At 61.6% G+C, this 25962-nt stretch carries 24 protein-coding genes; 18 read left to right on the top strand and 6 right to left on the bottom strand.

Going from position 1 to position 25962, the window contains the following annotated elements; translation table 11 throughout:
- Window positions 1-17: 17 nt before the first annotated feature.
- Together pdxJ and acpS are read left to right on the top strand one after the other, a co-directional pair.
- Window positions 18-761: a pyridoxine 5'-phosphate synthase gene (gene pdxJ / locus V7756_RS07645; protein WP_335609559.1), complete on the top strand. Its 744-nt coding sequence runs from the start codon at window positions 18-20 to the stop codon at window positions 759-761.
- Window positions 758-1138: a holo-ACP synthase gene (gene acpS / locus V7756_RS07640; protein WP_335609558.1), complete on the top strand. Its 381-nt coding sequence runs from the start codon at window positions 758-760 to the stop codon at window positions 1136-1138. Before pdxJ ends, acpS begins: the two co-directional genes overlap by 4 nt.
- Here the strand turns inward: acpS and V7756_RS07635 are convergent.
- Entirely contained in the window at window positions 1127-3910 is a 2784-nt protein-coding gene (locus tag V7756_RS07635; protein ID WP_335609557.1) for a response regulator, read from the bottom strand. The genes acpS and V7756_RS07635 overlap by 12 nt on opposite strands.
- Before the next feature lie 102 nt (window positions 3911-4012).
- On the opposite strand from V7756_RS07635, the gene cysM reads away from it, so the two are divergent.
- The 4 genes from cysM to mazG are packed head-to-tail and all read left to right on the top strand — an operon-like array spanning window position 4013 to window position 9374.
- Window positions 4013-4915, top strand: a complete 903-nt coding sequence (gene cysM / locus V7756_RS07630) for a cysteine synthase CysM (protein ID WP_335609556.1) — start codon at window positions 4013-4015, stop codon at window positions 4913-4915.
- Complete coding sequence (gene rlmD / locus V7756_RS07625; RefSeq protein ID WP_335609555.1) at window positions 4912-6270, top strand: 23S rRNA (uracil(1939)-C(5))-methyltransferase RlmD; 1359 nt, start codon at window positions 4912-4914, stop codon at window positions 6268-6270. The genes cysM and rlmD overlap by 4 nt, the downstream gene beginning before the upstream one ends.
- Before the next feature lie 30 nt (window positions 6271-6300).
- On the top strand, window positions 6301-8559 hold the full coding sequence (gene relA, locus V7756_RS07620; RefSeq protein WP_335609554.1) for a GTP diphosphokinase: 2259 nt from the start codon (window positions 6301-6303) through the stop codon (window positions 8557-8559).
- A complete protein-coding gene (gene mazG, locus V7756_RS07615; RefSeq protein WP_335609553.1) occupies window positions 8556-9374 on the top strand; it encodes a nucleoside triphosphate pyrophosphohydrolase in 819 nt (272 codons plus the stop codon). Before relA ends, mazG begins: the two co-directional genes overlap by 4 nt.
- Window positions 9375-9446: 72 nt before the next feature.
- On the opposite strand, the gene V7756_RS07610 is transcribed toward mazG, so the two are convergent.
- The gene (locus tag V7756_RS07610; RefSeq protein WP_335609552.1) at window positions 9447-9791 is read right to left on the bottom strand and encodes a pilin assembly protein; all 345 of its coding nucleotides are present in this window, start codon (window positions 9789-9791) and stop codon (window positions 9447-9449) included.
- Window positions 9792-9972: 181 nt separating this feature from the next.
- On the opposite strand from V7756_RS07610, the gene ppc reads away from it, so the two are divergent.
- The 6 genes from ppc to V7756_RS07580 all read left to right on the top strand — a co-directional run bounded on the left by ppc (window position 9973) and on the right by V7756_RS07580 (window position 16361).
- Window positions 9973-12612 carry a phosphoenolpyruvate carboxylase gene (gene ppc / locus V7756_RS07605; RefSeq protein WP_335609551.1) on the top strand — a complete coding sequence of 880 codons (2640 nt, stop codon included), beginning with the start codon at window positions 9973-9975 and terminating at the stop codon, window positions 12610-12612.
- Window positions 12613-12860: 248 nt separating this feature from the next.
- Window positions 12861-13508 carry an adenylate kinase gene (gene adk, locus V7756_RS07600; protein ID WP_335609550.1) on the top strand — a complete coding sequence of 216 codons (648 nt, stop codon included), beginning with the start codon at window positions 12861-12863 and terminating at the stop codon, window positions 13506-13508.
- Window positions 13509-13603: 95 nt separating this feature from the next.
- Window positions 13604-14284, top strand: coding sequence for a tRNA (adenosine(37)-N6)-threonylcarbamoyltransferase complex dimerization subunit type 1 TsaB (gene tsaB, locus V7756_RS07595; protein ID WP_335609549.1), 681 nt, complete (start codon window positions 13604-13606; stop codon window positions 14282-14284).
- 30 nt (window positions 14285-14314) lie between these two features.
- On the top strand, window positions 14315-14629 hold the full coding sequence (locus V7756_RS07590; protein WP_335609548.1) for a hypothetical protein: 315 nt from the start codon (window positions 14315-14317) through the stop codon (window positions 14627-14629).
- 9 nt (window positions 14630-14638) lie between these two features.
- Window positions 14639-15523 carry a DUF72 domain-containing protein gene (locus V7756_RS07585; protein WP_335609547.1) on the top strand — a complete coding sequence of 295 codons (885 nt, stop codon included), beginning with the start codon at window positions 14639-14641 and terminating at the stop codon, window positions 15521-15523.
- 34 nt (window positions 15524-15557) lie between these two features.
- Window positions 15558-16361 carry a class I SAM-dependent methyltransferase gene (locus V7756_RS07580; RefSeq protein ID WP_335609546.1) on the top strand — a complete coding sequence of 268 codons (804 nt, stop codon included), beginning with the start codon at window positions 15558-15560 and terminating at the stop codon, window positions 16359-16361.
- Window positions 16362-16364: 3 nt separating this feature from the next.
- Here the strand turns inward: V7756_RS07580 and plsB are convergent, their stop codons facing one another.
- Window positions 16365-18833, bottom strand: a complete 2469-nt coding sequence (gene plsB / locus V7756_RS07575) for a glycerol-3-phosphate 1-O-acyltransferase PlsB (RefSeq protein ID WP_335609545.1) — start codon at window positions 18831-18833, stop codon at window positions 16365-16367.
- Window positions 18834-19197: 364 nt separating this feature from the next.
- Here plsB and V7756_RS07570 point away from each other — a divergent pair, with 364 nt between their 5' ends.
- The 6 genes from V7756_RS07570 to V7756_RS07545 all read left to right on the top strand — a co-directional run bounded on the left by V7756_RS07570 (window position 19198) and on the right by V7756_RS07545 (window position 24602).
- Window positions 19198-20127, top strand: a complete 930-nt coding sequence (locus tag V7756_RS07570) for an ABC transporter ATP-binding protein (protein ID WP_335609544.1) — start codon at window positions 19198-19200, stop codon at window positions 20125-20127.
- On the top strand, window positions 20124-20858 hold the full coding sequence (locus V7756_RS07565; protein ID WP_335609543.1) for an ABC transporter permease: 735 nt from the start codon (window positions 20124-20126) through the stop codon (window positions 20856-20858). Before V7756_RS07570 ends, V7756_RS07565 begins: the two co-directional genes overlap by 4 nt.
- A 15-nt stretch (window positions 20859-20873) precedes the next feature.
- Complete coding sequence (locus V7756_RS07560; RefSeq protein ID WP_335609542.1) at window positions 20874-22715, top strand: Gldg family protein; 1842 nt, start codon at window positions 20874-20876, stop codon at window positions 22713-22715.
- 12 nt (window positions 22716-22727) lie between these two features.
- A complete protein-coding gene (locus tag V7756_RS07555) occupies window positions 22728-23726 on the top strand; it encodes a DUF4340 domain-containing protein (RefSeq protein WP_335609541.1) in 999 nt (332 codons plus the stop codon).
- 275 nt (window positions 23727-24001) lie between these two features.
- The gene (locus V7756_RS07550) at window positions 24002-24211 is read left to right on the top strand and encodes a cold-shock protein (protein ID WP_335609540.1); all 210 of its coding nucleotides are present in this window, start codon (window positions 24002-24004) and stop codon (window positions 24209-24211) included.
- A gap of 97 nt (window positions 24212-24308) precedes the next feature.
- Window positions 24309-24602 carry a hypothetical protein gene (locus tag V7756_RS07545; protein ID WP_335609539.1) on the top strand — a complete coding sequence of 98 codons (294 nt, stop codon included), beginning with the start codon at window positions 24309-24311 and terminating at the stop codon, window positions 24600-24602.
- On the opposite strand, the gene trxC is transcribed toward V7756_RS07545, so the two are convergent.
- The 3 genes from trxC to V7756_RS07530 are packed head-to-tail and all read right to left on the bottom strand — an operon-like array spanning window position 24599 to window position 25950.
- Entirely contained in the window at window positions 24599-25033 is a 435-nt protein-coding gene (trxC, locus tag V7756_RS07540; protein ID WP_335609538.1) for a thioredoxin TrxC, read from the bottom strand. The genes V7756_RS07545 and trxC overlap by 4 nt on opposite strands.
- 60 nt (window positions 25034-25093) lie before the next feature.
- A complete protein-coding gene (locus V7756_RS07535; RefSeq protein ID WP_335609537.1) occupies window positions 25094-25558 on the bottom strand; it encodes a potassium channel family protein in 465 nt (154 codons plus the stop codon).
- A gap of 14 nt (window positions 25559-25572) precedes the next feature.
- Entirely contained in the window at window positions 25573-25950 is a 378-nt protein-coding gene (locus V7756_RS07530; RefSeq protein ID WP_335609669.1) for a hypothetical protein, read from the bottom strand.
- Window positions 25951-25962 lie beyond the last annotated feature (12 nt).

Raw genomic sequence — 25962 nt, 5'->3', positions numbered from 1 at the left:
CTACAGGAGAAACCAGCATGAGTCACAGCAGTCGTGTGTTGCTCGGGGTAAACATCGATCATATCGCCACGCTGCGCCAGGCACGTGGTACCCGCTACCCTGACCCGGTTCAGGCCGCGATTGAGGCGGAGCAGGCCGGCGCTGATGGCATTACCGTGCATTTGCGCGAAGACCGCCGGCATATTCAGGAGCGCGATGTGGAGCTGCTGGCGGCGGTCTTGCAGACGCGGATGAATTTCGAGATGGCGGTGACTGATGAAATGATCACCTACGCTGAGCGTTTGCGTCCGGCCCATGTGTGCCTGGTACCGGAGCGGCGCGAGGAGCTGACTACCGAAGGTGGCCTGGATGTCTGCGGCAACGAGGCGCGCGTGCAGGCGGCGGTCGAGCGGCTTGGCGCCGCCGGCTCGGAGGTGTCGCTGTTCATCGATCCTGATGCCCGGCAGATTGAAGCCGCCAAGCGCGTAGGCGCGCCGGTGATCGAGCTGCACACCGGCCATTACGCCGATACCGAGGGCGCGGAGCAGGCCGAGGCCTTGCAGCGCATACAGAGCGCAGTCACCTACGCGCGCAAGCTCGGGCTGGTGGTTAACGCCGGGCATGGCCTGCACTATCACAATGTGGAAGCCATCGCCGCGATCCCCGGTATCAACGAGCTCAATATAGGGCATGCGATTATCGCCCGGGCGCTGTTCTCTGGTCTGTCGCAAGCGGTCAAGGACATGCGCAGGCTGATTCTCGGCGCCGTAGCAACGTCATGATCCGCGGCATTGGCACAGATCTGGTGCTGGTCTCGCGCATCGAAGCGGTGTTGGGGCGGCAGGGTGAGCGCTTTGCCCGGCGTATCCTCACGGACGCCGAGTTTCGGCGCTTCACCGTGCACAAACAGCCGGCACGCTATCTGGCCAAGCGCTTCGCGGCCAAGGAAGCCATCCTCAAGGCGCTTGGCACGGGACTGGCTGGCGGTCTGTCCTGGCAGCACATGCAGATTGATAATGACGCCGCTGGCGCTCCCTCGGTGCACTTGAGCGGCGTGGCGGCGGCGCGGCTGCAGCAGGGCGGGGGCGGGCGCATGTTGCTATCGCTCAGCGACGAGCGCGAGCAGGCGCTCGCCTTTGTGGTCTGGTCACTCGACTGAGGCCGTCTCCAGCAGGCGGTCCATTGCCTGCAGCATGAGCGCGATCTCGACCTTGGCATCCTGGCCTTCTTTGAGCCGGGTTTCGGCACGCAGGCAGCATTGGCGCAGCTCGGGCACGCCGCAATAGCGGGTTGCCCCGTGCAGCTTGTGCACTGCTTCAAGTAATTCCCGGCGATCATCCTGTTCCGTGGCGCTGGTAATGCGCGCGCGCTCGCCAGGCAGACTCGCCAGCAGCATATCCAGCATGTCACCAGCCAGATCTGCTTTGCCGGCAGCCAGCCGCAGGCTTTCGGCGCGATCCAGTACTGCTGGTGCCGCACTGACACGCGCCTGCGCTGCCGGTGGTTGCGGCTGGCCGACGCCGAGCTGGCGGCCGGTCCATTTCTGCACGCATTCACGCAACTGTTCCGGACTGATGGGTTTGCTGAGGTAGTCGTTCATACCGCACCGGATCAGGCGTTGGCGTTCTTCGGCCAGAGCGTGAGCGGTTAGCGCGATGATGGGTGTGGGCACCTGCCCGCTGAGCTCTTCGCCCAGGCGAATTTCCTCGGTGGTCTGCCGGCCATCCATGCCAGGCATCTGTACATCCATGAAAACCAGATCAAAGCGTTGCTCCTTGAGAATCTCCAGCGCCTGTTCACCACTGCCGACACTGAGCACGCGCGCGCCCATTTCACGCAGGAATGTCTCTACCAGCCTGAGGTTGGCTTCGTTGTCATCCACACAGAGCACGCCGACCGAGTCAGGGTTCTGCCGCCGTTCGGTACCTGGCAGACTGGGTTCACCAAGCACCTCGCTGCGCGGCTGCAATAGCTGTGTGGCGGCGCGGAACAGCTTGCGTGTGCATAGCGGCTTGGAAAGTACCGCACAATGGGCAGTAGGCAACTGGTCCATCTGCTGGGACTGGTCGCTGGTGCTGGCCATCAGAATACTCTTGCAACGTCCACTATCGGCCCAGCCGCGCATGCAGGCGAGAATGGGCGAGAGCGGGGTGCCGGCGGGCGGGCTGCCGATCACGACAAGGTTGATGCCCTTGCCTTCAACGCTGTCCAGCGCGCCGTTGAGCGCATGCAGGCTGGGGAAAATGCTGATTTCCAGTCCCAGGTCCTGCAGGCAGTGAATCAGCGCCTGCTGACTCAGAGGGTGCGGCTCGCAGATGGCCACGTGATGGCCCTTCAGGGGTTGCAGCGGCAGGTCATCGGCGGCCTGGCTCGACTTGCTCAGGCGAATAGTCAGCCAGAACTCCGAGCCCTCGTTGGGAACGCTGTTGAGGCCGATATCGCCATGCATCTGCTCGACCAGCCGCTTGGTGATTACTAGCCCAAGGCCGGTACCGCCTGGCTGCCGGGACAGCGAATTGTCGACCTGGCTGAAGGCCTTGAACAGGGTCTTCTGCTGGGCGCTGGTCAGGCCTACACCCGTATCGGTCACGCTCAGACGCAGCGTGACCTGGTCGTCGTCTTCCTCCTCGAGCATGGTGCGCAGACAGACCGACCCTTCGTGGGTGAACTTGATCGCGTTGCTGACCAGATTCGAGAGGATCTGTTTCAACCGCAGGGGGTCGCCGGAGAGACCCATTGGAGTATCGCGGTAGATCAGACTGACCAGTTCCACGCCCTTGTGATGAGCGGCGGGCGCCAGCATGGTCAGGGTATCCTGGATCAGATCGCGCAGATTGAAGGGCATGTTTTCCAGCACCAGCTTGCCGGCTTCAATCTTGGAAAAGTCGAGTATCTCGTTGATGATCGCCAGCAGGTTGTCGGCTGATTTGGTAATGGTGCCCAGGTACTCTTCCTGACGCGGCGTCATCTCGGTACGTTGCAGCAGATTGCTGAACCCGAGAATGCCGTTAAGCGGCGTACGCAACTCGTGACTCATGTTGGCGAGGAACTCGGACTTGATGCGGTTGGCTTCCTGCGCGGTCTTGCGCGCCATGTCCAGCTCAATGTTCTGTACTTCGATGGTTTCCAGTGTCTGTTGCAGGTCTTCAGTCGCCTGATCGACATTCTGTTGCAGTTCACCCTGCGCGCTTTGCAGCGCCTGCGCCATGGTATTGATGCCGCTGGCCAGGTCGTCCAGCTCGCGGCTGCCCTGTTCCGCCGTCAGGCGAACGTCCAGTTGGCCCTTGCTGATGCGCGCGATCGCCTGGTTGATCTCGGCAATGGGGCCGATAATGCGGCGGCCCATGGTGCTGACCAGCAGACCGGTGACTACCAGGCCAATGAGAATCAGCACCAGCGTAGTGAGCAGGCTCTGATAGCTGCGTAGCAGGGTATTGCCATGGCTCAATTCCACTTCAAGCCAACCGAGCAGAGCATCGGGCTCGATATCGGTACGCTGGGTTTTTTCCAGCAGCGCCGGGCTGGCGAGCAAGGGGAGGGTAAAGCGGGTACTCAGTTTGCTGGCCTGAATTTGCAGGCCGGTGCCCGCGGCCAGGCTGGTTTCCGGTAGCGTGCGTTCGGTCGGGTGCATCTGCGGACCGCTGTGCTCCAGGCGCTGATGCTGGGCATCGTACAGCGCAACAGCACGGACGTCCTGGTAGTTCAACGCCCGGCTCAGCGAGCCGCGCAGGCGCGTCGGTTCGCCGGCCAGTAACGCTTCGCTGGCGGGTCCTTGCAGGTGTTCTGCGGTCATCTGTCCGCGTTCCAGCAACTGCTGCTCCAGATCCTGCAATTGCTGCCAGCTGAAATAAGCACCCAGCGCCAGAGCCAGCAGGCCACAGGGTACCAGTGTCATCAGCAGGATACGGGTCTTGATGCCGATCTCGTTCATTGTGTATATCCGCCACGCCGTTGCCGGTATCATAGGCCGCCTGAACAGAAAGCGCAGCCTTGGCGAATGTTTTGCTCTGCGCCCCGGCTCCCAGGGTGAACAATGACGATTGAATATCCAACCATTGCCGATTGCATCGGCAACACGCCTATGGTTCGCCTGCAGCGATTGCCGGGCGACACCAGCAACACCATTCTGGTCAAGCTTGAAGGCAACAACCCGGCTGGCTCGGTAAAGGACCGTCCGGCGTTGTCGATGATCGAGCGTGCCGAGCGGCGGGGCGACATCCAGCCCGGCGATACCCTGATCGAGGCGACCTCCGGCAACACCGGCATTGCGCTGGCCATGGTCGCGGCCATGAAAGGCTATCGCATGGTGCTGATCATGCCGGACAACATGAGCGCCGAGCGCAAGTCAGCCATGACCGCCTACGGTGCCCAACTGATAGAGGTAAGTCAGAAGCAGGGCATGGAGGGTGCGCGCGATCTGGCCTTGCAGATGCAGGCCGAAGGCCGAGGCAAGGTGCTGGACCAATTTGGCAATCAGGACAATCCCCAGGCCCACTACCATGGCACCGGGCCCGAGATCTGGCGTGACACCGCCGGCGGCGTTACCCATTTTGTCAGCTCCATGGGCACCACGGGGACCATTATGGGCACCTCGCGCTATCTCAAGGAGCAGAATCCGGCCATTCAGATCGTTGGCCTGCAACCCATCGAGGGCGCGTCCATTCCGGGTATCCGGCGCTGGCCGCAGGCGTATCTCCCGGCCATCTTCGACGAAGCCCGAGTGGACCGCGTGATCGACATGGGCCAGACCGAAGCCGAAGTGACCATGCGCCGGCTGGCGCGCGAAGAAGGCATTTTCTGTGGCGTCTCATCCGGCGGTGCGGTGGCAGCAGCGCTGCGGCTGAGCGCCGAAGTCGAGAACGCGGTCATCGTGGCGATTATCTGTGATCGCGGCGATCGTTACCTGTCGACCGGCATTTACGCCGGCGATGCATGAACAGGCCCCGAGGTAGACAGCCGCGTCGGCAGGCGCGCAGCAATGCCGATGCGCCCGCTGCAATAGGTCAGCGGATCGAGGTGACCCTGGAGCGTCTGACCCACGATGGCCGCGGTATTGGCCGCTGGCAGGGCCGCACGGTCTTCGTGGAAGGCGCTCTGCCGGGCGAGCAGGTGCAGGCGCGGGTGGTGCGTGCGCGCAGCAAGCTGATCGAGGCCCGTCAGGAGCAGATATTGCAGGCCAGCGCGGAGCGGCAACCGCCACGCTGTCGGCACGCCGAGCTCTGCGGTGGTTGCAGCCTGCAGCATATGCCGCACGCGCAACAGCTGGAGATCAAGCAACAGGCGCTGGCGCAGCAATTGCAGCATTTTGCCGGGGTGCAACCGGCGCAATGGACATCGGCTCTGCAAGGGCCGGCCTACGGTTATCGTCAGCGCACCCGGGTATCGGTGCGCTGGGATGGCAGGCGTCAGGCCCTTGAAGTTGGCTTCCGGCAGCGTGCCAGCAACGACCTGGTCGCGGTGCAGGAGTGCCCGGTGCTGGTGCCTGTACTGCAGCCGGTGATCGCCGAGCTGCCCGCGCTGCTGCGTTCGCTGGCCAGTGCCCGCGATCTGGGCCATGTAGAGCTGATAGGCACAGAGCAGCCGGCGCTGGTGGTGCGTCATCTGGGCACGCTGGACGCAGCGGATCAGCAGCAGCTGGCTGGGTTCGCAGCGCACCACGGGCTGGCTTTGTGGCTGCAGCCGGGTGATGAAAGCTCGCTGCATTGCGTGAGTGGTGATAACAGCGAGCCGAGCTACTCCCTGGTCGACCAGCAGCTGCGCTTGAGTTTTTCGCCTGGCGATTTCACTCAGGTCAACGCCGAGATCAATCAGGCGATGGTGAATCAGGCGCTCGATTGGCTGGCGCTACAACCGGGCGAACAGGTCTTGGACCTGTTCTGCGGGATCGGCAATTTCGCCTTGGCCATGGCGCGCCTGGGCGCGCAGGTGACTGGTATCGAAGGCAGCGAAGCCATGGTGCTCAGAGCGCAGCACAATGCGCGCATAAATGGGCTGGAGGCACTGCACTTTTTCTCGGCCGACTTGTCGAAGCCCCTTGAATTGCCAGCGGATTCACCCAGCTACACCGCTGCCTTGCTTGATCCGCCGCGCGATGGTGCGGAGCAATTGGTCGCAGACCTGGCGGCCCTGGGGATCGAGCGCATACTTTACATTTCCTGCAACCCGGCAACGCTCGCTCGGGATGCGGGGATTCTGGCGACCAAAGGCTACGGCCTGGTGAGAGCGGGAGTGATGGATATGTTCCCGCAAACCTCGCATGTGGAAGCCATGGCATTGTTCCGGAAGCATTAGCGCGCTGGTGCGCCGGACGAGGATAACAAGATGGTACAGGTCAGAGCGGAACACCCGACCAATCGTGACGGCAGCATCAATATAGAGGCCTGGATAGAGCGCATTGACAAACGGCTCAATCTGACGTCGCCGCAGGTGCTGCGTGAAGCCTGCGAATGGGCTTGCGAGTTGGAGCAGGCCGCCATTGCGGCCGAGAACATCTGGGCTGATGGCACCAGCAGCTACCTCACCGGCCTGGAGATGGCCGAGATTCTGGCCGACCTCAAGCTCGACCAGGATTCTCTGGTGGCGGCGGTCGTCTATCGCGCCGTGCGTGAACGTAAGACCACCCTGGCCGAGGTCGAGCAGCGCTTTGGCGAGGTGGTCGCGCGCCTGGTGGACGGCGTGCAGCGCATGGCCGCCATCAGCGTGTCGCAAAATACCGGCAAGAATACCGTATTCAGCCCGCACGCCCAGGTCGAGAACCTGCGCAAGATGCTGGTCACCATGGTCGACGATGTGCGCGTGGCGCTGATCAAGCTGGCCGAGCGAACCTGTGCTATTCGGGCGGTCAAGGACGCGGCTGAGGAAAAGCGCTATCGGGTCGCCCGCGAGGTATTCGATATCTACGCGCCGCTGGCTCACCGCCTGGGTATCGGCCATATCAAGTGGGAGCTGGAAGACCTCTCGTTCCGCTACCTGGAGCCCAATCAGTACAAGCAGATTGCCACGCTGCTGGACGAGCGGCGCCTCGACCGGCAGGAATATATCGCCTCGGTAATGAGCCAGTTGCGCGCAGCGCTGGAAGAGGCTTCGATTTTTGGTGATATCACTGGCCGGGCCAAACACATCTATTCCATCTGGCGAAAGATGCAGCGCAAGGGCATCGATTTCAGCCAGGTCTACGATGTGCGCGCGGTGCGTATCCTGGTGCCCCAGGTGCGTGACTGCTATACCGCCCTGGGCATAGTGCACAGCCTGTGGCGGCACATTCCCAATGAGTTTGACGATTACATCGCCAACCCCAAGGAAAACGGCTACCGCTCGCTGCACACGGCGGTGGTGGGCCCCAACGGCAAGGTGCTGGAAGTACAGATACGCACCCAGGCCATGCACGAAGAGGCCGAGCTGGGGGTCTGTGCGCACTGGCGCTACAAGGGCACCGATACCGACAGCTCCTCCAATGCCTATGAAGACAAGATCGCCTGGCTGCGGCAGGTGCTGGAGTGGCACGAGGAGATGGGTGATATCGGCGGCCTGGCTGACCAGTTGCGCGTCGATTTCGAGCCAGACCGTATCTACCTGTTCACCCCCGATGGCCATGTTCTGGATGTGCCCAAGGGCGCCACACCACTGGATTTTGCCTATCGGGTTCACACCGAAATCGGCCACAGTTGCCGCGGTGCCAAGGTCAACGGGCGCATAGTGCCGCTCAACTACATACTGCAGACCGGCGAGCAGGTGGAGATCATCACCGGCAAGCACAGCAGCCCCAGCCGCGATTGGCTCAATTCCAACCTGGGCTACGTGAATACCTCGCGCGCCCGGGCCAAGGTGCAGCACTGGTTCAAGCAGCAGGCGCGCGAGCAGAACGTGCAGGCCGGCAAGCTGATGCTGGAACGCGAACTGACCCGGCTGGCACTCAATGGCGCCGATTACGCGCAGCTGATTGATCGCCTTGGCATAAAAGGCCAGGAAGATCTGTTCGCCGCCGTGGGGTCGGGCGATATGCGGCTGGCTCACGTGGTCGGTGTGGCGCATCAGCTGGTGGAGCCGGACCGGCACAGTGAGCAGTTGGAGCTGATTCCGAAGAAACCGAGCAGAGTAGGGCGGCGCGGCGATGTTTACATTCAGGGCGTCGGCAACCTGATGACGCAGCTGGCGGGTTGCTGTCAGCCGGTCCCGGGGGATCCCATCATCGGTTACATCACCCTGGGTCGTGGCGTGACCGTACACCGCGCTGATTGTGCCAATGCCATGCAGCTGCAGGACCGTGACTCGGAACGCCTGATCGAAGTCAGCTGGGGCGGCGCGCCGGTGCAGACCTATCCGGTTGAGATTTATATCAAGGCCTATGACCGCTCGGGTCTGCTGCGCGACGTATCGCTGATGCTGGCCAACGAGAAGATCAACGTGCTGGAAGTCAGCACCCGCACCAACAAGGACGACAACTACGCTGCCATGTTGCTGACCATAGAGATCCCCAACCTCAACCTGTTGGGACGCTTGCTCGGGCGCATCAGTCAGTTGCCCAACGTGATAGAGGCGCGGCGCAACCGGCAGGAGATTCGTCAGGAGAACCGAGCGTGACCTATCAGCTCGATGATCTGCTGTATCTCATGGCGCGTCTGCGGCATCCGCAACATGGCTGCCCCTGGGATCTGCAGCAGAACTTCGCCAGCATAGTGCCGCACACGCTCGAGGAGGCCTACGAAGTGGCGGATGCCATTGAGCAAGGCGACTTCTCGCAGTTGAGTGGCGAGTTGGGGGATCTGTTGTTTCAGGTGGTGTATTACGCGCAGTTGGGGCAAGAGGAGGGGCGGTTTACCTGGGGCGATATAGTCGATGGCATCACCCGCAAGCTGGTGCGGCGGCATCCCCATGTGTTCCCCGATGGCAATCTGCGCACCCCTCCGGGCGCCCTGAGTCTGGCTCCGGAGCAGATCAAGCAGCGCTGGGAGCAGATCAAGGCCGAAGAACGGGCGGAAAAGGCCGGTGCTCCAGAGCAGCTCTCGCTGCTGGACGATGTACCCCAGGCATTACCCTCGCTCAGTCGTGCTCAAAAGCTGCAGAAGCGCGCGGCCAGTGCCGGCTTCGACTGGCCTGAAGCAGCCCCGGTGGTCGACAAGATTGCCGAGGAACTGGACGAGGTTCGCGCGGCGCTGCGCGCCGGCGATCAAGCTGCTGTCGCCGAGGAAATGGGCGATCTACTGTTTTGCGTAGTCAATTTGGCGCGCCATCTGGGCGTCGATGCGGAATACGCACTGCGCGAGGGCAACAACAAGTTCGAGCGCCGGTTTCGCTACATCGAGAAGCAATTGCAGGCGTGCGGCAAGCGCGTTGAGCACACTGAACTTTCGGCGCTGGACGCGCTCTGGGATCAGGCTAAAGCCCAAGGACTATAAAGCCTGCCCCGGGACGCCAGAACGCCCCAGGCACGGCCTTTATAGCACAGGTAGCAGGTTTCACTAATCCGGTCAGTGCTGCACGCCCTGTTGCTGTTCAATCAGCTGTTGCAGGTGTTTACGGCTGAGCGCCAGATAGCGAGGCGTTGGGCCGACATCCTGATAGAGCGGATCGCCCATTTCATCGCGGGAAATCACCTCGCTGCCTGCCTGATACGGCAAACTGGCTTCCAACTCCTCCAATGCTGCGCTGAGCAGATCGGTGATCAGATCCTCCACTCGCCGCTTGGGATACATTTCCTGCAGTGCGGCCAGGCGGGCTGCGTCTTCCAGGCAGAGCTTGACCTTGTAACTGTTGCGGGTAACCCGGCCCTTGGCGGTGTTTTCCCAGTTCTGGGTGAGTTCACGGATCTTCATGTTTCCCCCTGATGTCTTCAAGTTCGCTTGTGGCGACAAATTCAGCATAGTCGATAACGACCGATGCCGGCGGTGTCAGCCAATCTTGGCTGAATTGTGCACCGCCCTTACTACTCTTGACCCCTTGTCAGCCTCTTTGTTGCATCGCATGCTGTGAGTCCACTCGGCTGGAGGAATCTGTATGACTGAAATCGATGCTCGCCTGCGCGAAGACGTGCACCATCTGGGCACGCTATTGGGGCAAACCATTCAGGCCCACCTGGGCGCGGATTTCCTTGAGCGTATAGAGCGCATCCGGCTGGGCGCCAAGCAGGGCCGCAAGCAGGACAGCGCCGCCCACGAAGAGCTGCTGGCGGCACTGCAGGATCTGCCCGACAACCAGCTGCTGCCGGTTTGCCGAGCCTTCAATCAGTTCCTCAATCTGGCCAACATTGCCGAGCAGCATCACCGCATTCGGCGCCGGCTTGCCGATGAGCCGCTGGCGTTCGAAATGCGCTGCGTCAGCGAGTTGCTCAGCCGTCTGCAGGCCGAGGGTTTCAGCTCCGAGCGCATCATGCAGCAGATCAACACCCTGGATATCGAGCTGGTACTCACCGCGCATCCGACCGAGGTCACCCGGCGTACGCTGATCCAGAAGTACGACGCCATTGCCGAGGCGCTGGCGCGGAGCGATCATGACGACCTTACCGATGCCGAACGTGAGGCCGTACGCCAGGACCTGGCCCGGTTGATCAGTGAGGCCTGGCACACCGATGAGATTCGGCATCACCGCCCGACACCGGTGGATGAGGCCAAATGGGGCTTTGCGGTAATCGAACACTCGCTCTGGCAGGCGCTGCCACAGTTCCTGCGCCGCTTTGATGCCGATACCTTCGCGGCGACGGGTGAGCATTTGCAACTGCGCGCCGCGCCGGTGCGCATCGCGTCCTGGATGGGCGGTGATCGGGATGGCAACCCCAATGTAACTGCTCCGGTGACCCGTGAGGTATTGCTGCTGGGGCGCTGGATGGCCGCCGATCTCTACCTGCGTGACATCGACGCGCTGGCCAATGATCTGTCCATGCACGCCGCAACCGATGCCTTGCGCGCGCTGGCCGGCGACGCCGCCGAACCCTACCGGGCGGTGCTCAAGCAGCTCAAGGCGCGCTTGCTTGCCACCCGTGAATGGGCCAAGGCGGCGTTGAGCGAGGAGGTCGCGCCTGACGCCGTCGTGTTGCAGAGCCTGGAGGAGCTGCGCGATCCGCTGGAGGCCTGCTATCAATCGCTGGTGGACCTGGGCATGCGGCGTATCGCCCACGGCCCATTGTTGGATACCCTGCGTCGGGTCAATGCCTTTGGCCTGGGGCTGGTGAAGCTGGACATACGCCAGGACGCCGCGCGGCATGCCGCCGTATTCAGCGAGCTGACTCAGTACCTGGACCTGGGCGATTACGCGCATTGGGATGAACAGGCTCGCTGCGATTTTCTGTTGCAGGAGTTGCACAGCCGTCGGCCGCTATTGCCTGGCGCCTGGCAACCCAGCGCGGAGGTGGCAGAGGTCCTGGCTACCTGCCGCGTGGTGGCCAGCCAGCCGCAGCTGATGCTGGGCTCCTATGTTATCTCCATGGCCTCACATCCCTCCGATGTGCTGGCGGTCAAGCTGCTGTTGAAGGAAACCGGCGTGCAGTGGCCGATGCGCGTGGCGCCGCTGTTTGAAACACTGGCAGACTTGGATCATGCCGCCGACGCCATCGACCGCCTGTTGTCGCTGCAGGACTATCGCGCGCTGGTAGGGGATGAGCAGGAGGTGATGATAGGTTATTCCGACTCGGCCAAGGATGCCGGCACCCTGGCGGCCGGCTGGGCTCAGTATCGTGCCCAGGAAGCCCTGGTAAAGGTCTGTCAGCAGCATGGCGTTCACCTGCGCTTGTTCCATGGCCGCGGCGGCACTGTCGGCCGTGGCGGTGCACCGGCGCACATGGCGATTCTGTCCCAGCCGCCGGGCTCGGTGCAGGGGCAACTGCGGGTAACCGAGCAGGGCGAGATGATTCGTTTCAAATTCGGTTTGCCCGGCATCGCTATCCAGAGCCTGCAGCTGTACGCCAGTGCCGTACTGGAAGCCAGCCTGCTGCCGCCGCCGGCGCCAGAGCCGGCCTGGCGTGAGCTGATGCAGCGCCTGGCCGATCGCTCGGTGACGGTGTATCGCGGGGTGGTGCGCGAGGAGCCTCAGTTCGTCGAGTACTTCCGCCAGGCCACCCCCGAGCAGGAATTGGCACGCTTGCCCCTGGGCAGCCGTCCAGCCAAGCGCCGCAGTCAGGGCGGTATCGAAACCCTGCGCGCCATACCCTGGATCTTTGCCTGGACGCAGACGCGTCTGATGTTGCCCGCCTGGTTGGGAGCGGGGCAGGCTCTGCAAGAGGCGCTGGATGCCGGTGAAGACGCCATGTTGCAGGAAATGATGGCGCGCTGGCCGTTCTTTCTGGCGCGGATTGAAATGCTGGAGATGGTGCTGTCCAAGGCCGACGCCGGTATTTCACGCTTCTACGAGCAGCGGTTGGCCAGTCCCGAGCTCTGGCCGCTGGGTGAGAAGCTGCGTGCCGCGCTGGAGCAGGCCACCCAGGTAATCCTTGAACTGCGTGGCACCCAGGTGCTGCTGGCGCACAATCCATCGCTTGGCGAATCGGTGGCCGTGCGCAATCCCTATACCGATCCCCTGCATTTGCTGCAGGCCGAGCTGATGGCGCGCACCCGGGCGCAAGGCGAAAGCATAGATCCGGACCTGGAGCGGGCGCTGCTGGTGACGGTTGCGGGGATCGCCGCGGGCATGCGTAATACCGGCTGAGCGAGAGCAGCAAAGCGGTTGCCATTTCCCTCGCTGGTGGGCCGCTTAGTCAATGCTTTCATAGGCTTGCCTGGGTGCGACAATGGTCCGGCTTGTGCATGTTTGCACGTGCGTGTATGTTGAACGCCCTTTTGCCCTCCCGTGCGTGGGTCAAACGAATTTTTTGTGACGGCCTGCGCGCCTGTCCTCTGCCAGTGTGCCGTCGGTTACCGGCGCTGGCGCGGTTTCAGTTAGACGAGGAGTAAATCATGCGAGTTATCCTGTTAGGCGCCCCCGGTGCGGGCAAGGGTACCCAGGCTCAGTTCATCTGTGAGCGCTTCGGTATTCCGCAGATTTCCACCGGCGACATGCTGCGTGCAGCAGTCAAGGCCGGCACCGACCTGGGCAAGCAGGTAAAGGAAGTGATGGACAGCGGCGGACTGGTTTCCGATGACCTGATCATAGGGCTGATCAAAGAGCGCATCACTCAGGAAGACTGTGCCAACGGTTTTCTGTTCGATGGCTTCCCGCGCACCATTCCGCAGGCCGAAGCGCTGGTAGAGGCCGGCATCGAGCTGGATCACGTGCTGGAAATCGCTGTGGCCGACGAAGAGATCGTTGCTCGTCTTTCCGGTCGCCGCGTGCATCCGGGTTCAGGTCGTATTTATCACGTTGATCACAATCCGCCGCAGGTTGCGGGCAAGGATAATGTGACTGGCGAAGAGCTGATCCAGCGTGAAGACGACAAGGAAGAGACCGTACGCAAGCGTCTGCAGGTCTACCACACCCAGACCAAACCACTGGTCGAGTTCTACAAGCAACTGGCCGCCGCTAAGGGCGCGCCCAAGTGCTCCAAGGTAGAAGGTGTGGGTACTGTCGAGCAGATCACCGCCAAGGTGCTTGCCGCACTGAGCTGATCTTGAGCTGCGCAGAAGGCCCGTGCTGACCTGGTGTCGCACGGGTCTTTTTGTTTGGGTACAATTCCCGCCCTACCCAATCGCCCTGGACTCCCATGACCACATTGCTAGCCCTGGATACCGCGACCGAAGCCTGCTCTGCAGCCCTGCTGCATGAGGGTGAAGTGGTGTATCGCAGCGAAGTGATACCACGCGAGCATGCGCGGCGGCTGCTACCCATGCTGGAGGAGCTGATGCGCGAACGCGGCATAGCACTGGGCCAGGTGGATGCGCTGGTCTTCGGGCGCGGCCCCGGTGCCTTTACCGGGGTGCGTATTGCTACCGGCATGGTGCAGGGCTTGGCCTTTGCCAGTGGCAAACCGGTGATTGCCGTTTCCAACCTGGCGGCGCTGGCGCAGCGCGCCTGGCGCGAACACCAGGCAGAATACGTTGCGGCGGCGATAGACGCGCGCATGGATGAGGTTTACTGGGGCGTATTCGGGCTGAGTGGTGGTGTCATGCTGCCACTTTCCGACGAGCGGGTATGTGCACCCGAACAAGTGGAGCTACCTCCACAGCCCGCTGAGCGCCCTCTGGTGGGCGCAGGTACGGGTTGGCAATATGCCGAACGACTGGCCGCAAAGGCTGATGAATGCTGGCCTGAAATGCTGCCGGATGCGCGCGACTTGCTCACGCTGGCATTGCCGCGCTGGCAGGCCGGAGAGGTCCTTGACGCCGCCGATGCGCAGCCAGTCTATTTGCGTGACAAGGTTGCCACGCCCAAGGCTCAGCGCTAATCTGAGCGCCTTGACAGCGGAGATCCCGAATTGCGTCTTGATGGCCTGAATCCATACCCTACGCTCCCCGAGCGCAGCAACCGTAGCGTGTCCAGCGCCGCGCCGGTGGATTCTGCGCGCTCGACTGCTGCTGAACAGGCCGCCACCGTATCTGCCAGCCGTGCGCTGACCACGCGCTCGGTCAATGCTACCGCTGCCAATGCCGAGTATATTCCGGCGCGGCGCGAAACCCAGCAGCCGGTTTACGGCTACAGTAACCAGGCGCTGGCCAGCTACGAAGCGACTGCGAATCTGCCGGTCGATGGCGAGTCCGACTACATCGCCGGCATCGATCTGTTCGCCTGATCGGTGGCGTTGCTGAAACCATCCCCTCTGCGTCTGGGTTGTACTCAATGGTCTGAGCCGGCCTGGCAGCGTGCGCTCTACACCAGCGACAGCGATGCTGACCAGCGCCTGGCGCAGTACTGCAGCGTATTCGGTGCGGTCGAGGGCAACACCACCTTCTACTCACTCCCCAGCGCCGAGCGTGTGGCGCGCTGGGCGGAGTTGATGCCGGCCGATTTTCGCTTCTGCGCCAAACTGCCTCGCGAAGTAAGCCATGGCGCTCGCCTTGATGCGCACAGTGCGTCCCTGCAATTATTCTTCTCCCGCATGGCGCCGCTCGAGCAACGTCTAGGGCCCATCTGGCTGCAGTTGCCGCAGCGTTTTGGGCCCGCCGGCATGGCCGAGTTGTTAGCCTTTCTGGATGCGCTGCCTGGCGAATTCGATTATGCGGTGGAAGTGCGGCATATCGATTTCTTTCGCAAGGATGCGACTGAGCAAGAGTTCAATCGCCAACTGCACCAGCGCGGCATCGAGCGCATCATCTTTGACACCAGGGCGCTGTTTGCCAGCGCTGATACCAGCGCTGCCACCCTCGAAGCCAAGGAGCGCAAGCCACGTCTGCCGGTGCATGCGGTGGCGCTGAGCGGGCAACCTAGCGTGCGCTTTGTCGGTGGCATGGATAACCAGGCCAACCTGCAGGCATTGCAGCCCTGGCTGGGCAAATGCGTGCAATGGCTCGCGGCGGGGTATCGACCCTTGCTGTTCATGCATACGCCAGACAATCGGCTGGCACCGGAGCTGGCGCGGGATTTCCACCGGCAGCTTCACCAGCAGGTACCCTCGCTGCCAGGCGTGCCGATCTGGCCTGGCGAAGTGGAGGCTGCGCAGCAGCCACAGCAGGTGGGCCTGTTTTGACAATCATTGAACAACTGGCTGAGACCCTCGGCATATGAATCTGCAGCAAGACGTAACGCCCCTGGCAGTAGTGGGCGCAGCTGGACATGAGCAGGCGGCAGCGGCGTTGGCGTTGCGGCTGGCGCTGCCGCTGCAGCTGTCCGACAGCCCGCAGGCGCCGCTGTTGCTCAGCCTGGATGAACAGGGTCTGAGCCTGCGCAGTACTGTGGCAGATGTGCCGGGTGCGGCAGCCACGGGCGATGTGCGGGTCGACTTTGTTACCGGCGCGCTGGCTCACAGGCGACAGTTTGGCGGTGGCGCCGGGCAAATGGTGGCCCGTGCCGTAGGGATTCGCGGGGCGATACGCCCGAGCATTCTGGATGCTACCGCGGGTCTGGGGCGCGATGCTTTCGTCATGGCCTCGCTGGGCTGCGAAGTGACCTTGCTGGAACGCCAGCCAGTGATTGCCGCGCTATTGCAGGACGGCCTGCTGCGTGCCCGTGCGGCGGGTGGCGAGGTGGCCGAGATTGCCGCGCGCATGCAGCTTATCCAGTGCGATGCCATCGCGGCGCTGCGCAATTGGGATGGCCCAGTGCCGCAGGTCATTCATCTGGATCCGATGTTTCCCCACCGGGAAAAATCAGCTCAGGTGAAAAAGGAGATGCGTCTGTTCCGACCGCTGGCGGGCAACGATGATGACGCCCCCGAGCTGCTGGCTGCGGCGCTGCAGCTGGCCAGCCATCGGGTGGTGGTCAAGCGTCCGCGCAAGGCGCCGGCAATCGCCGGGCAGGCGCCCAGCGCTGAAATGAAAGGCCAGTCCAGCCGCTACGATATCTACGGCAAGAAGCGTCTGGAATAACCTTCAGTCCGCCTTCGATGTTCGCGCCACCTGGCGGATCGACAGGCGAATTTCGGCGCTCAGCACGCGTTTGGCAATGTTCTCGGCAATGTCTTCCAATCCCGCCACATAATGCAGGCGGCCTGCTTCATCCGGTCGTACGACGCGCAGATCGATCAGGCGCTGAATAAACTGGCGGAACAGGGTCTTGTCGAAAAACTCGGGCGCATTCAGGCCGTGCAGGATCGACAGACGCTGTGCCATGACCGTACACAGGGCTTCCAGTTGCTCTGCGGTCTGGCTGCCATTGGGGAAGTTCAGCAGCAGCGCCGAAGCCATGTAGAAACGCTCGAGAATCTGGATGATGCTGCGCGATAGCAGGCTGAGCATGACGAACTCGCCTGAGCTGAGATCGGGGCGGTGAATCTGACCATCCTCCTCGCGCAACAGACCCTGTGCCACCAGGCTGTCGACCCAGGTCTGGATCACCTGCGGCAGTTGCTCTTCCTCCCATTGCAGGAAAAGCTCGCCCTGCAGGTAGGGGTAGATGCCCAGAATCAACCGCTCGATTTGTGAACGGTTCATGCGCGGGTTGTTCTGAAACAGGCAGGCAATCAAGGCTGGCAACACCACCAAATGCAGAATGTTGTTGCGGTAGTAGGTCATCAGCACCGCTTGTGGCTCGTCCAGTACCATGATTTCGCCGAGGGCGTCGGACTGGCGCTGGATCATCTGCATGCCTTCCACATGCTTGATCATTGCCTGCCCATCCATCTCGGGTAGGGTCACGCTGTCGCTGTAAGGCACCTGCCGTAGCAGCGCGGCGTAGCGGTCGAGGACTTTTGCCAGCGAGGTTTCGTCCAGTGCCAGACGTGCGGTAGAAAGCATGGCCAGTGCCACCAGGTTGACCGGGTTGACGTCCGCCGCAGCGCTGATGGCGCTGGTCAGCTTGCGAGCCAGCTGGTTGGTTGTTTCGTTCAGCCATGGCGGACGGTAGTCGGGCCCAAGCGGTTGCTCATGCCACCCGGGCTGCTGGTGATCAAGAAAGTCGGCCAGCGCCAGGGGCTCGCCAAAATTGACTGCAACTTCGCCAAAGCGCAGCTTGAGGGCAGAGATCACCCGGAACAGATCAAAGATTGATTCCTTCTTCTTGGTCTTGCCGCGCAACTCGCCCAGATAGGTGCGGCCTTCCAGTACCCGCTCGTAGCCGATATACACGGGGACGAAAACGATCGGCCGGCGCGAGGAGCGCAGGAAACTGCGTAGCGTGATGGCCAGCATGCCGGTTTTGGGGCTGAGCATGCGACCAGTGCGTGAACGGCCACCTTCAATGAAATACTCCACCGGAAAGCCGCGACTGAACAGCGTGTGCAGATATTCGTTGAAAACGGCGGTGTAGAGCTGATTGCCCTTGAAGCTGCGGCGCATGAAAAAGGCGCCGCCTCGGCGCAGTATGCCGCCAATCACCGGCATATTGAGGTTGATGCCGGCGGCGATGTGCGGCGGCGTCAGGTTATTGCGCAACAGCAGGTAGGAAAGCAGCAGATAGTCGATGTGGCTGCGGTGGCAGGGTACATAGATGATCTCGTTACCGCGGGCGATATCCTGCACACGTTTGACATGGTTGACCTTGACGCCGTCGTACAGCTTGTTCCAGAACCAGGAGAGGACCACCTCGAGAAAGCGAATGATGCTGTAGGTGAAATCGGACGCGATTTCATCGGCGTAGCGCGCCGCCAGCGTTTGCGCCTTGGCGTGGGTGATATTGTTTTCGGCTGACTCCCGGCGAATGGCTTCCTTTACCATCGGAGCATGCAACAGACCCTTGAGCAGGGTGCGACGGTGGGCCAGCTCGGGGCCGACCACCGCAGCGCGCTGGTGGCGAAAATGCACCCGCAGCAGGCGATTGACCCGGCGCAGGTGGCGCTCGTGATCTGGCTCGGGTGCAGTGAGTGCCTGCAACGACATGCTTTTACCAAAGTGCACGCGTACGCTGCGGCCATGCAGCACTATGGCCAGTAGCTTGCGTAGCCGCCCCCCGACCCAGTTGTAGGCAAAGAGCAATTTGATCGCCGAGGACTCGGCATCCGGTGAAAGCCCCCAGAACACGGTGATAGGCACCAACTGCACTTCATCCTGACCTTCTTCTACCGCATCCAGAATCTGCCCCATGCGTGGGGATTGGCGCCGCGGGTCGGGACGCCCGACCCAGGAGCGTTCACTGCTCAGAAATACGTAGGAATCTTCCTGTGCCAGTGGCGCTCTGGGTGGCCTGACGGGGCGCGGCAAGCCGGCCTTGACGCATTCGCGATCCGCCACAATCAGATCGGAAAGTGAACGATAGGGCAGCACATAAATGACCGGCTTGAGCGGGTCGAGCTGCAGATCGCACGCTGGGTTGCCGATGCTTTTGGACTTTGCCCAGAGATAAAGCAGGCGCCTGGCCAGACCAAAACGCAGGCGACCAAAAACGGAGGAGTAGGCAGCGGACATATTCTTCTCAAGGCAGGTGAATCGCTGACAGCCAGCTGTCAGGGGGTATTGGCACGAATTCTAGCCTGTTTGCGCGGGAGTAGCAGCCCGGCACATGCGCGACCGCCGGGAAGGCCAGCATATCCTTGCTTGAAATGCGTCCAGCGGATTCATATAGTCACTGCCTTGAGCGCAACGCGCTCCGGGTAATGGAATCGAATTACGGCTGCGACAACCGGCCGCAGGTCACACACAGGGGCAAGTGTGAACCAGCGCACAGAGCCAGAGTCTATGTCTTCGCGTTCAACCTGGAGAAAAGCGAGTGCCTGGCAACCAATGCCCACGGGCACGTTGCGACCTATCATTTGGGGGAATAATAAAAGGCATGATCAGTATAAATAGCCTGACGAAACGCTTCGGCGAACACCTCGCCGTCGACAGTCTGTCCTTTGACGTCAAGCCGGGAGAAGTACTCGGCTTCCTCGGCCCGAACGGCGCCGGCAAATCCACCACCATGAAGATGCTCACCGGCTTCCTGACGCCCGATGGCGGCAGTGCCTCGGTCTGCGGGTTCGATGTGCAGTCGCAGATATTGCAAGCGCAGCAGCAGATGGGTTATCTGCCGGAAGGGGCGCCCTGTTACGGTGATATGCGCGTCAAGGGTTTCCTCGAATTCATCGCGTCGGTGCGTGGCTTCAGCGGCGCCGAGAAGCATCAGCGTGTGGCCCGCGCAGTCGAGCAGGTAGAGCTGCAGTCGGTGCTGGGGCAACGTATCGAAACCCTGTCGAAGGGCTTCAAGCGCCGCGTGGGGCTGGCTCAGGCGATTCTGCATGACCCGCAGGTGCTGATCCTGGATGAACCCACCGATGGTCTGGACCCTAATCAGAAGCACCATGTGCGTCATCTGATCCAGCAACTGGCTGAAGGCAGCAACAAGATAGTGGTGATTTCCACGCATATTCTTGAAGAGGTCAGTGCGGTGTGTTCGCGCGCCGTGATCATCGGCCGCGGTCGCCTGCTGGCAGATGGCACGCCGGAGGAGCTGGAAGCGCGCTCGCGCTACCACCAGGCGGTCACCCTGTCCCTGGCTCAGCCGGTCGAGACCCAGCAATTGCAGCAACTACCCGGCGTACTCGCGGTGGAAAGCCAGCGGGAAGGTCAACAGCTGACAGTGCTGGCCAAACCGGGTGAGGTGATTCTGCCCGCGGTGAGCCAACTGGCAAGGGATCAGCACTGGCCGGTGATTGAGCTTTCGGTTGAGCGAGGTCGTCTCGACGATGTATTTCGTGGCCTGACGTCAGGGGAGGCGGCATGAGCACTTTGGGCGTCATTTTCAAGCGCGAGCTGGGCAGCTATTTCGCCACCCCGCTGGCCTACATTTTCATCGTTATCTTTCTGGTCCTCTCGGCGCTGTTCACCTTCGATCTGGGTGGTTTCTATACTGCTGGTCAGGCCGATCTCAACGCCTTCTTCTCCTTCCACTCCTGGCTCTACCTGTTTCTGGTGCCGGCGATTGCCATGCGTCTGTGGGCCGAGGAGCGCAAGTCCGGGACCATCGAGCTGCTGATGACTCTGCCGGTATCACGCACCGCCATGGTGCTGGGCAAGTTCCTCGCGGCCTGGGTGTTTGTCGGCATTGCCTTGCTGCTCACCTTTCCCATCGTGATCACAGTCAACTACCTGGGCGATCCGGACAACGGCGCCATAGTGACCGGCTACATCGGCAGTTGGTTGCTGGCCGGCGGTTACCTGGCCATAGGTTCCTGTCTGTCGGCGGCTACCAAGAACCAGGTAATAGCCTTCATTCTCAGTGTTGTGGTGTGTTTCCTGTTCATTGCCGCCGGCATCCCCATGGTGCTTGATTTCTTCAGCACCTGGGCGCCCCAGTGGTTGGTGGATGCCATTGCCTCATTCAGCTTCCAGGTCCGCTTCAGCGCATTGAGTCGCGGCGTACTGGAGCTGCGTGACCTGTTGTATTTCTTCTCGCTGATGGCTGGCTGGTTGTTCGCCACCGCGATTGTCATCGACCTGAAAAAGGCCGATTGAGGCAAAGGAGCATTCATGAAACGTTTAATTTATTCTGGCGCCGGTTTGCTGGTGCTGCTGCTGGCGTTCGTTGCCTTCAATATGGCCACCAATGTCTTGTTGCCGGGCGCAAGGGTCGATCTGACCGAGCAAAAGTTGTACACCTTCTCCGAGGGCACTCAGCAGATTCTTGACGACCTGGAAGAGCCGATTGATCTGTATTTTTTCTTCTCGGACCAGGCCAGCAAGGAAAACATAGCGCTGCGTAATTACGCCAAGCGGGTGGAGGAGATGCTCAGGGAATATGAGCGCGAGGCCGATGGGCAGATTCGTCTGCACATTATCGATCCGCAGCCGTTCTCCGAAGCCGAAGACCGCGCCGCCGAGTTTGGCCTGCAGGGCATTCCGCTCAGTCAGACGGGTGACACCCTGTATTTCGGCCTGGCCGGCACCAACGAACTGGCCGAGCGCGAGATCATTCCGTTTTTTGCGCTCGAACAGGAAGGCATGCTCGAGTACGAGCTGAGCCGTCTGGTCAGTACTCTCGCGCAAACCGAGAAGCTCAAGGTGGGCCTGATCGCCGGCTTGCCGATGAGTGGCGGCATGACCCCTTACGCGCAGCAGCCGGCGCCGCCCTGGGTGGTGCTGGAACAGATGCAGCAGATGTTTGAAGTGGAACAGCTGCAGCACGATGTAGATCAGATCCCCGAGGATATTGGCGTCCTGCTACTGGTGCATCCCAAGTCGCTGACCGAGGCGGCGCTCTATGCGGTCGACCAGTTTGTGCTGCGTGGCGGCAAGCTGTTGGCCTTTATCGATCCTTATGCCGAAGCCGATCAGGCAATGGAAGCGATGATCGAAGGCATGGCCGATGGCAAATCCTCCGATCTCGGTCCGCTGTTGAAAGCCTGGGGCGTGCAGTACAACCCCGAACAGGTGGTGGTCGACGAGCATCAGGGTATGTCGGTGAGCCGCGGTCAGGGCCAACTGCCGGCGCGTCATATCGGTTGGCTGGAAGTGCAGCCGCCGCAGATCGATCGGGAAGACACTATCACTGCTCCCCTGCAACTGCTGACCGTGGGTACTGCGGGCGCGCTGATCCCGACCGATGGCGCGCAAACCCGATTTACCCCGCTGCTGACCAGCACCGCTGACAGCACACTGATGCCCAGCGAAGCCTTTGCCAACCTGCGCGACCCTGAGGACCTGCTCAAGGGCTTCCAGGCCGATGAACATACCTACACCTTTGCTGCGCGTCTGGATGGTCCGGCCAACTCGGCCTACCCCCAGGGAGTGGAGGGGCACGAGCCCGGACTGCAGCAGGCCGACAACATTCATGTGGTGGTGGTCGCCGATACCGACATGCTGACCGACCGCATGTGGGTGCAGGTGCAGGACCTGTTTGGCCAGCGCATTCCGCAGCCTTGGGCCGATAACGGTGGTTTTTTGATCAATGCGCTGGACCACCTTTCCGGTTCCGAAGCGCTGATCAGCGTGCGCTCGCGGGGGGATTTCAGCCGTCCCTTCACTGTGGTGGAAAAATTGCAGCGCGATGCCGAAAGCCGCTTCCGCGCCAGCGAGCAACGCCTGCAACAGCAGCTTGCCGAGACCGACCAGCGCCTGGCCCAACTGCAACAGAACCAGGACCCCAACCAGTTGACTGAGCTGACTGCGGAGCAGCGTGATGCCATCCAGCAGTTCATCGACGAGAAGTTGGCGATTCGCAAGCAACTGCGGGATGTGCGCTACAAGCTCAATGCCGATATCGACAAGCTCGGCACCCAGCTGAAGTTCATCAACATCGCTCTGGTGCCCCTGTTGCTGACACTGGGCGTGCTGATCTGGTGGCTGGTTGCACGCCTGCGCCGCAAACACTGAGGAGCAAATGCCATGCGTAAGATACTGATGCTGGTAGTCGCCCTGATCGCGGTAGCTCTGTTGGTGGTTGCGCTGCAGGCGCGCAAGGAGGACAGAGTGACTGATTTGCAGAGCCATAAGCTCTTGTCTGATCAGCAGCTGGATACGCTAGCCGCTACTCAGACGATCATTCTGCAAAGGGGTGAGCAGCAAGTGCACCTGGTGCGCGAGGACGGCCAGTGGCTGGTTGCGCAGAGCCAGAACTTCCCGGTGATGCAGCCGCGCCTGGCGGCGTTGTTACTGGCCCTGCGCGGCGCCGAAGTACAGGAGCAAAAGACCAGCAATCGGCAGTATCACCAGCGCCTTGGACTGAGCCCTGACAGCGAACCGCCGGTGCTGCAGGTTACGCTGGACGCGGGCGACAGGAGTGTGGGACTGCTTTATGGCAATGAGGTTGGCAACGGACAATTGCTGCGGTTTGCCGACAGTGACCAGGTATTGCTGATCAATCGGCCATTGAATATCTCGGTCAACAGCCGTGACTGGCTCGACCTGCAGGTCAGCCAGATTCCGCTGGAGCAAATTGCCAGCGCACATTGGCAACACGCGGACGGCGAAACGCTGGCGCTGGACAAGGCCGAGCAGGGCGCTTACAACTTCCGCCTGTCCGGCGAGGAGTCAGCGCAGGGCCAGGAGCGCAAGCTCAACAGCATGGTGCTGGCATTGGCCAGTCTGCGCGCTCAGGATGTCAGCCTGCGCAGCGAGCTGACGTTGCCGCAACCCAGTCTGACGATGCAGCTCGAAACCTGGTCAGGCGCTCAGTTGTCTGCTTCGCTGTACCAACTCGATAGCCAGTACTGGCTGACCATCGATAAGCTGCAGCAGAGTGAGGAGCAGCCACTTGCAGTGCGTGCCGATACGCGCTGGGCCTACCAGCTGAGTGTCGCGCAGCATGATCAGCTGGCGTTGCGCGCTGCAGACCTGCAGCCGCAGGAACAGGACGCGGCGATGCCGGAGCAGCCCGGTCAATAAGCGCTCCGAGAGTCGACCGGCGTACTGCGCCGGTCGGTTACTCTGAGTGTTCTCCCGCGTTCCTTCCTCTGGTTTGCTATCACCGTGCTAACTGCCGCTGTGGGTATCGGTGGCACCTTTACTTGCGCGCTTTTCAGCATTGGCTAGACTCGAAAGACGGCTGTCGGAATGCGGTATGCGTCGTCCATCCACACGTACCGCGCACTCTCGAACGGGCCGCGAATGTTGCCAATAACGCAGCAATTTATTTCAGTCTGTAGGGTGAGGAAGTGGTAATGGCAGAGCGTGAGCAGGGGACCGTCAAATGGTTCAACGATGCCAAGGGATTTGGCTTTATCCAGCGTGAGTCCGGTCCGGATGTGTTTGTCCATTTCAGAGCCATCAGAGGCGACGGTCATCGCACGCTGACCGAAGGTCAGGCAGTCGAATTCACTGTAAGTCAGGGCCAGAAGGGCCTGCAGGCAGACGATGTGACCGCGCTCTGAATCAGGCCGGGTGGTGGCTCGCCCGGCGAGCAACTGATAGTACGGCAGCGGGCCACTGCGGCGCCGGGGCGTCGCGCGGCAGTGGCGGGAAGCAGCGATGACCTCTGGCTGGAGTTGTTTCGATCTGGGCGACGGCATGCTGGCCGAGCCAAGGCTCGCTGAACTGCTTGAGCAGTTGCCGAAAGCCGATACCGCCCACGCGTTGTTTCTGCGCAGGCGCTTTTGCGCGCTGCATTGCCAGGTATTGCTCTACTGCTCACCGGCCCTCGCGCGCTGGGCACGCTCGCGCGGCGCCGTTGAATGCGCTCGCCCGTCCAGGTGCGGGCTGGAGTTGCTGCGGGGGAGTGAGCAGGAATGGGCGCTGCTGGGCGCCCCTTCAGCGATACGCTAGGCCGGCACGGCGGGCAGGTTTGTCTGCAACCAACGCATGAATTCTGCCGCCGGTAAAGCGCCATTGAGGCGGGCGATTTCCTTGCCCTGATGCACTATCAGCAGGGTCGGGATGCTGCGGATTGCGAAACGCGCCGCGAGCTCCGGCGCCGCCTCGGTATCTACTTTGGCCAGTCGCGTGCGTGGTTCCAGTTTGCTCGCAGCCTGCTCGAAGACGGGAGCAAATTGACGGCAAGGACCACACCAGGCGGCCCAGAAATCCACCACCAGGGGTAGGTCGCTATCGGCGTGCCTGGCAAAGTTGCCATTATCCAGGGCCAATGGCAGGCCGGTGAACAGCGCTTGCTTACAGGCACCGCAGTTGGGGGCGGCGTTCAGGCGTGCGGCCTCCAGGCGATTTTTTCGATGACAATGTGGGCAAGTTATCAGCATTCCGGGTGCGCTCTCAGGGGGGCGGGCAGTAAGGCATGGGTGGGGGCAGAGGGCAGACTTTCAAGTCTGGCCGCTGTCTCCACTGCGATCGCGCCAATGGCGTTGTAGTTCCAGAAAGGTCAGCGAGGCTGACCAGGTGATCAATACCAGCCCCGTCAGCGCCTCGGTACCGTACAAAAAACGGATGTTGCCGACCGGAGTGATATCGCCGTAGCCCAGAGTGCTGTAGGTAGTCGCCGAAAGGTATACGGTCTCAAACAGGGTTGGGTTTGGCAGCCCGGCGATACCGCCCAGTTCGGGTATCTCCAGCATCAGCAGCGCGCCTGCGCCGAACAGCCATATCTCGCAGATGTGGGCCAGTAGCAGGACAAAGATCAGGGTGAGAATCCGCGGGCGTTCTGACAGACGAGTGCGGCCGAGGAAGGCTTGCAGGCGCGACAGCACTTCGTAGTGCAGCACCACGGCGCAGATAACCAGCAGCACGCTGCCGCCTACGGTTATCCAGTGGTATTGGTCGATCATCATGGGAGCTGTAGAGCCTACAGAGCCCAGACGAATTCGCTTTCACCTTCAGCGTTCACTTTCAGCCATCGGTCGGCATCGGCTTCGCCGTCGGTTTCATTCCAGCTACCCACCGAGCAGCGTACCTCATGCCCCAGTGCGGCGTGCACGGCGCGTGCGCAGTCGGCGTCGGTTGCCCAGGGCGTAGACTCGCTGTCGAACCAGATGCTGGTCCACTTGCCCGCCGCCTTGCGCACTACCATCAGCGGTACCGGGGGCTGGCTCTGGATCAGTCCCTGCCGGCTATTGCCCTTGGGTTCGTCGAGCACCACCGGGCCCATGGCCTCGGGTAGCCAGGCGAGCAGGTCCTTTACATGGTCTTCGCGCAGGTAAATCTCGATATCGGGTTGGCGCACGATGCGTCCTCG

The sequence above is a fragment of the Halopseudomonas sp. genome, assembly GCF_036961105.1.
GTDB lineage: Bacteria > Pseudomonadota > Gammaproteobacteria > Pseudomonadales > Pseudomonadaceae > Halopseudomonas.
This window is presented reverse-complemented; position numbering and strand designations above follow the sequence as displayed.

Coding starts and splice junctions, on each gene's coding strand:
- V7756_RS07555 (WP_335609541.1), top strand. CDS start 22,728: ATGCGTAAGATACTGATGCTGGTAGTCGCCCTGATCGCGGTAGCTCTG.
- trxC (WP_335609538.1), bottom strand. CDS start 25,033: ATGCTGATAACTTGCCCACATTGTCATCGAAAAAATCGCCTGGAGGCC.
- V7756_RS07545 (WP_335609539.1), top strand. CDS start 24,309: ATGACCTCTGGCTGGAGTTGTTTCGATCTGGGCGACGGCATGCTGGCC.
- rlmD (WP_335609555.1), top strand. CDS start 4,912: ATGAACAGGCCCCGAGGTAGACAGCCGCGTCGGCAGGCGCGCAGCAAT.
- acpS (WP_335609558.1), top strand. CDS start 758: ATGATCCGCGGCATTGGCACAGATCTGGTGCTGGTCTCGCGCATCGAA.
- tsaB (WP_335609549.1), top strand. CDS start 13,604: ATGACCACATTGCTAGCCCTGGATACCGCGACCGAAGCCTGCTCTGCA.
- relA (WP_335609554.1), top strand. CDS start 6,301: ATGGTACAGGTCAGAGCGGAACACCCGACCAATCGTGACGGCAGCATC.
- V7756_RS07535 (WP_335609537.1), bottom strand. CDS start 25,558: ATGATGATCGACCAATACCACTGGATAACCGTAGGCGGCAGCGTGCTG.
- adk (WP_335609550.1), top strand. CDS start 12,861: ATGCGAGTTATCCTGTTAGGCGCCCCCGGTGCGGGCAAGGGTACCCAG.
- V7756_RS07560 (WP_335609542.1), top strand. CDS start 20,874: ATGAAACGTTTAATTTATTCTGGCGCCGGTTTGCTGGTGCTGCTGCTG.
- pdxJ (WP_335609559.1), top strand. CDS start 18: ATGAGTCACAGCAGTCGTGTGTTGCTCGGGGTAAACATCGATCATATC.
- V7756_RS07635 (WP_335609557.1), bottom strand. CDS start 3,910: ATGAACGAGATCGGCATCAAGACCCGTATCCTGCTGATGACACTGGTA.
- ppc (WP_335609551.1), top strand. CDS start 9,973: ATGACTGAAATCGATGCTCGCCTGCGCGAAGACGTGCACCATCTGGGC.
- cysM (WP_335609556.1), top strand. CDS start 4,013: ATGACGATTGAATATCCAACCATTGCCGATTGCATCGGCAACACGCCT.
- V7756_RS07565 (WP_335609543.1), top strand. CDS start 20,124: ATGAGCACTTTGGGCGTCATTTTCAAGCGCGAGCTGGGCAGCTATTTC.
- V7756_RS07570 (WP_335609544.1), top strand. CDS start 19,198: ATGATCAGTATAAATAGCCTGACGAAACGCTTCGGCGAACACCTCGCC.
- plsB (WP_335609545.1), bottom strand. CDS start 18,833: ATGTCCGCTGCCTACTCCTCCGTTTTTGGTCGCCTGCGTTTTGGTCTG.
- V7756_RS07550 (WP_335609540.1), top strand. CDS start 24,002: ATGGCAGAGCGTGAGCAGGGGACCGTCAAATGGTTCAACGATGCCAAG.
- V7756_RS07610 (WP_335609552.1), bottom strand. CDS start 9,791: ATGAAGATCCGTGAACTCACCCAGAACTGGGAAAACACCGCCAAGGGC.
- V7756_RS07580 (WP_335609546.1), top strand. CDS start 15,558: ATGAATCTGCAGCAAGACGTAACGCCCCTGGCAGTAGTGGGCGCAGCT.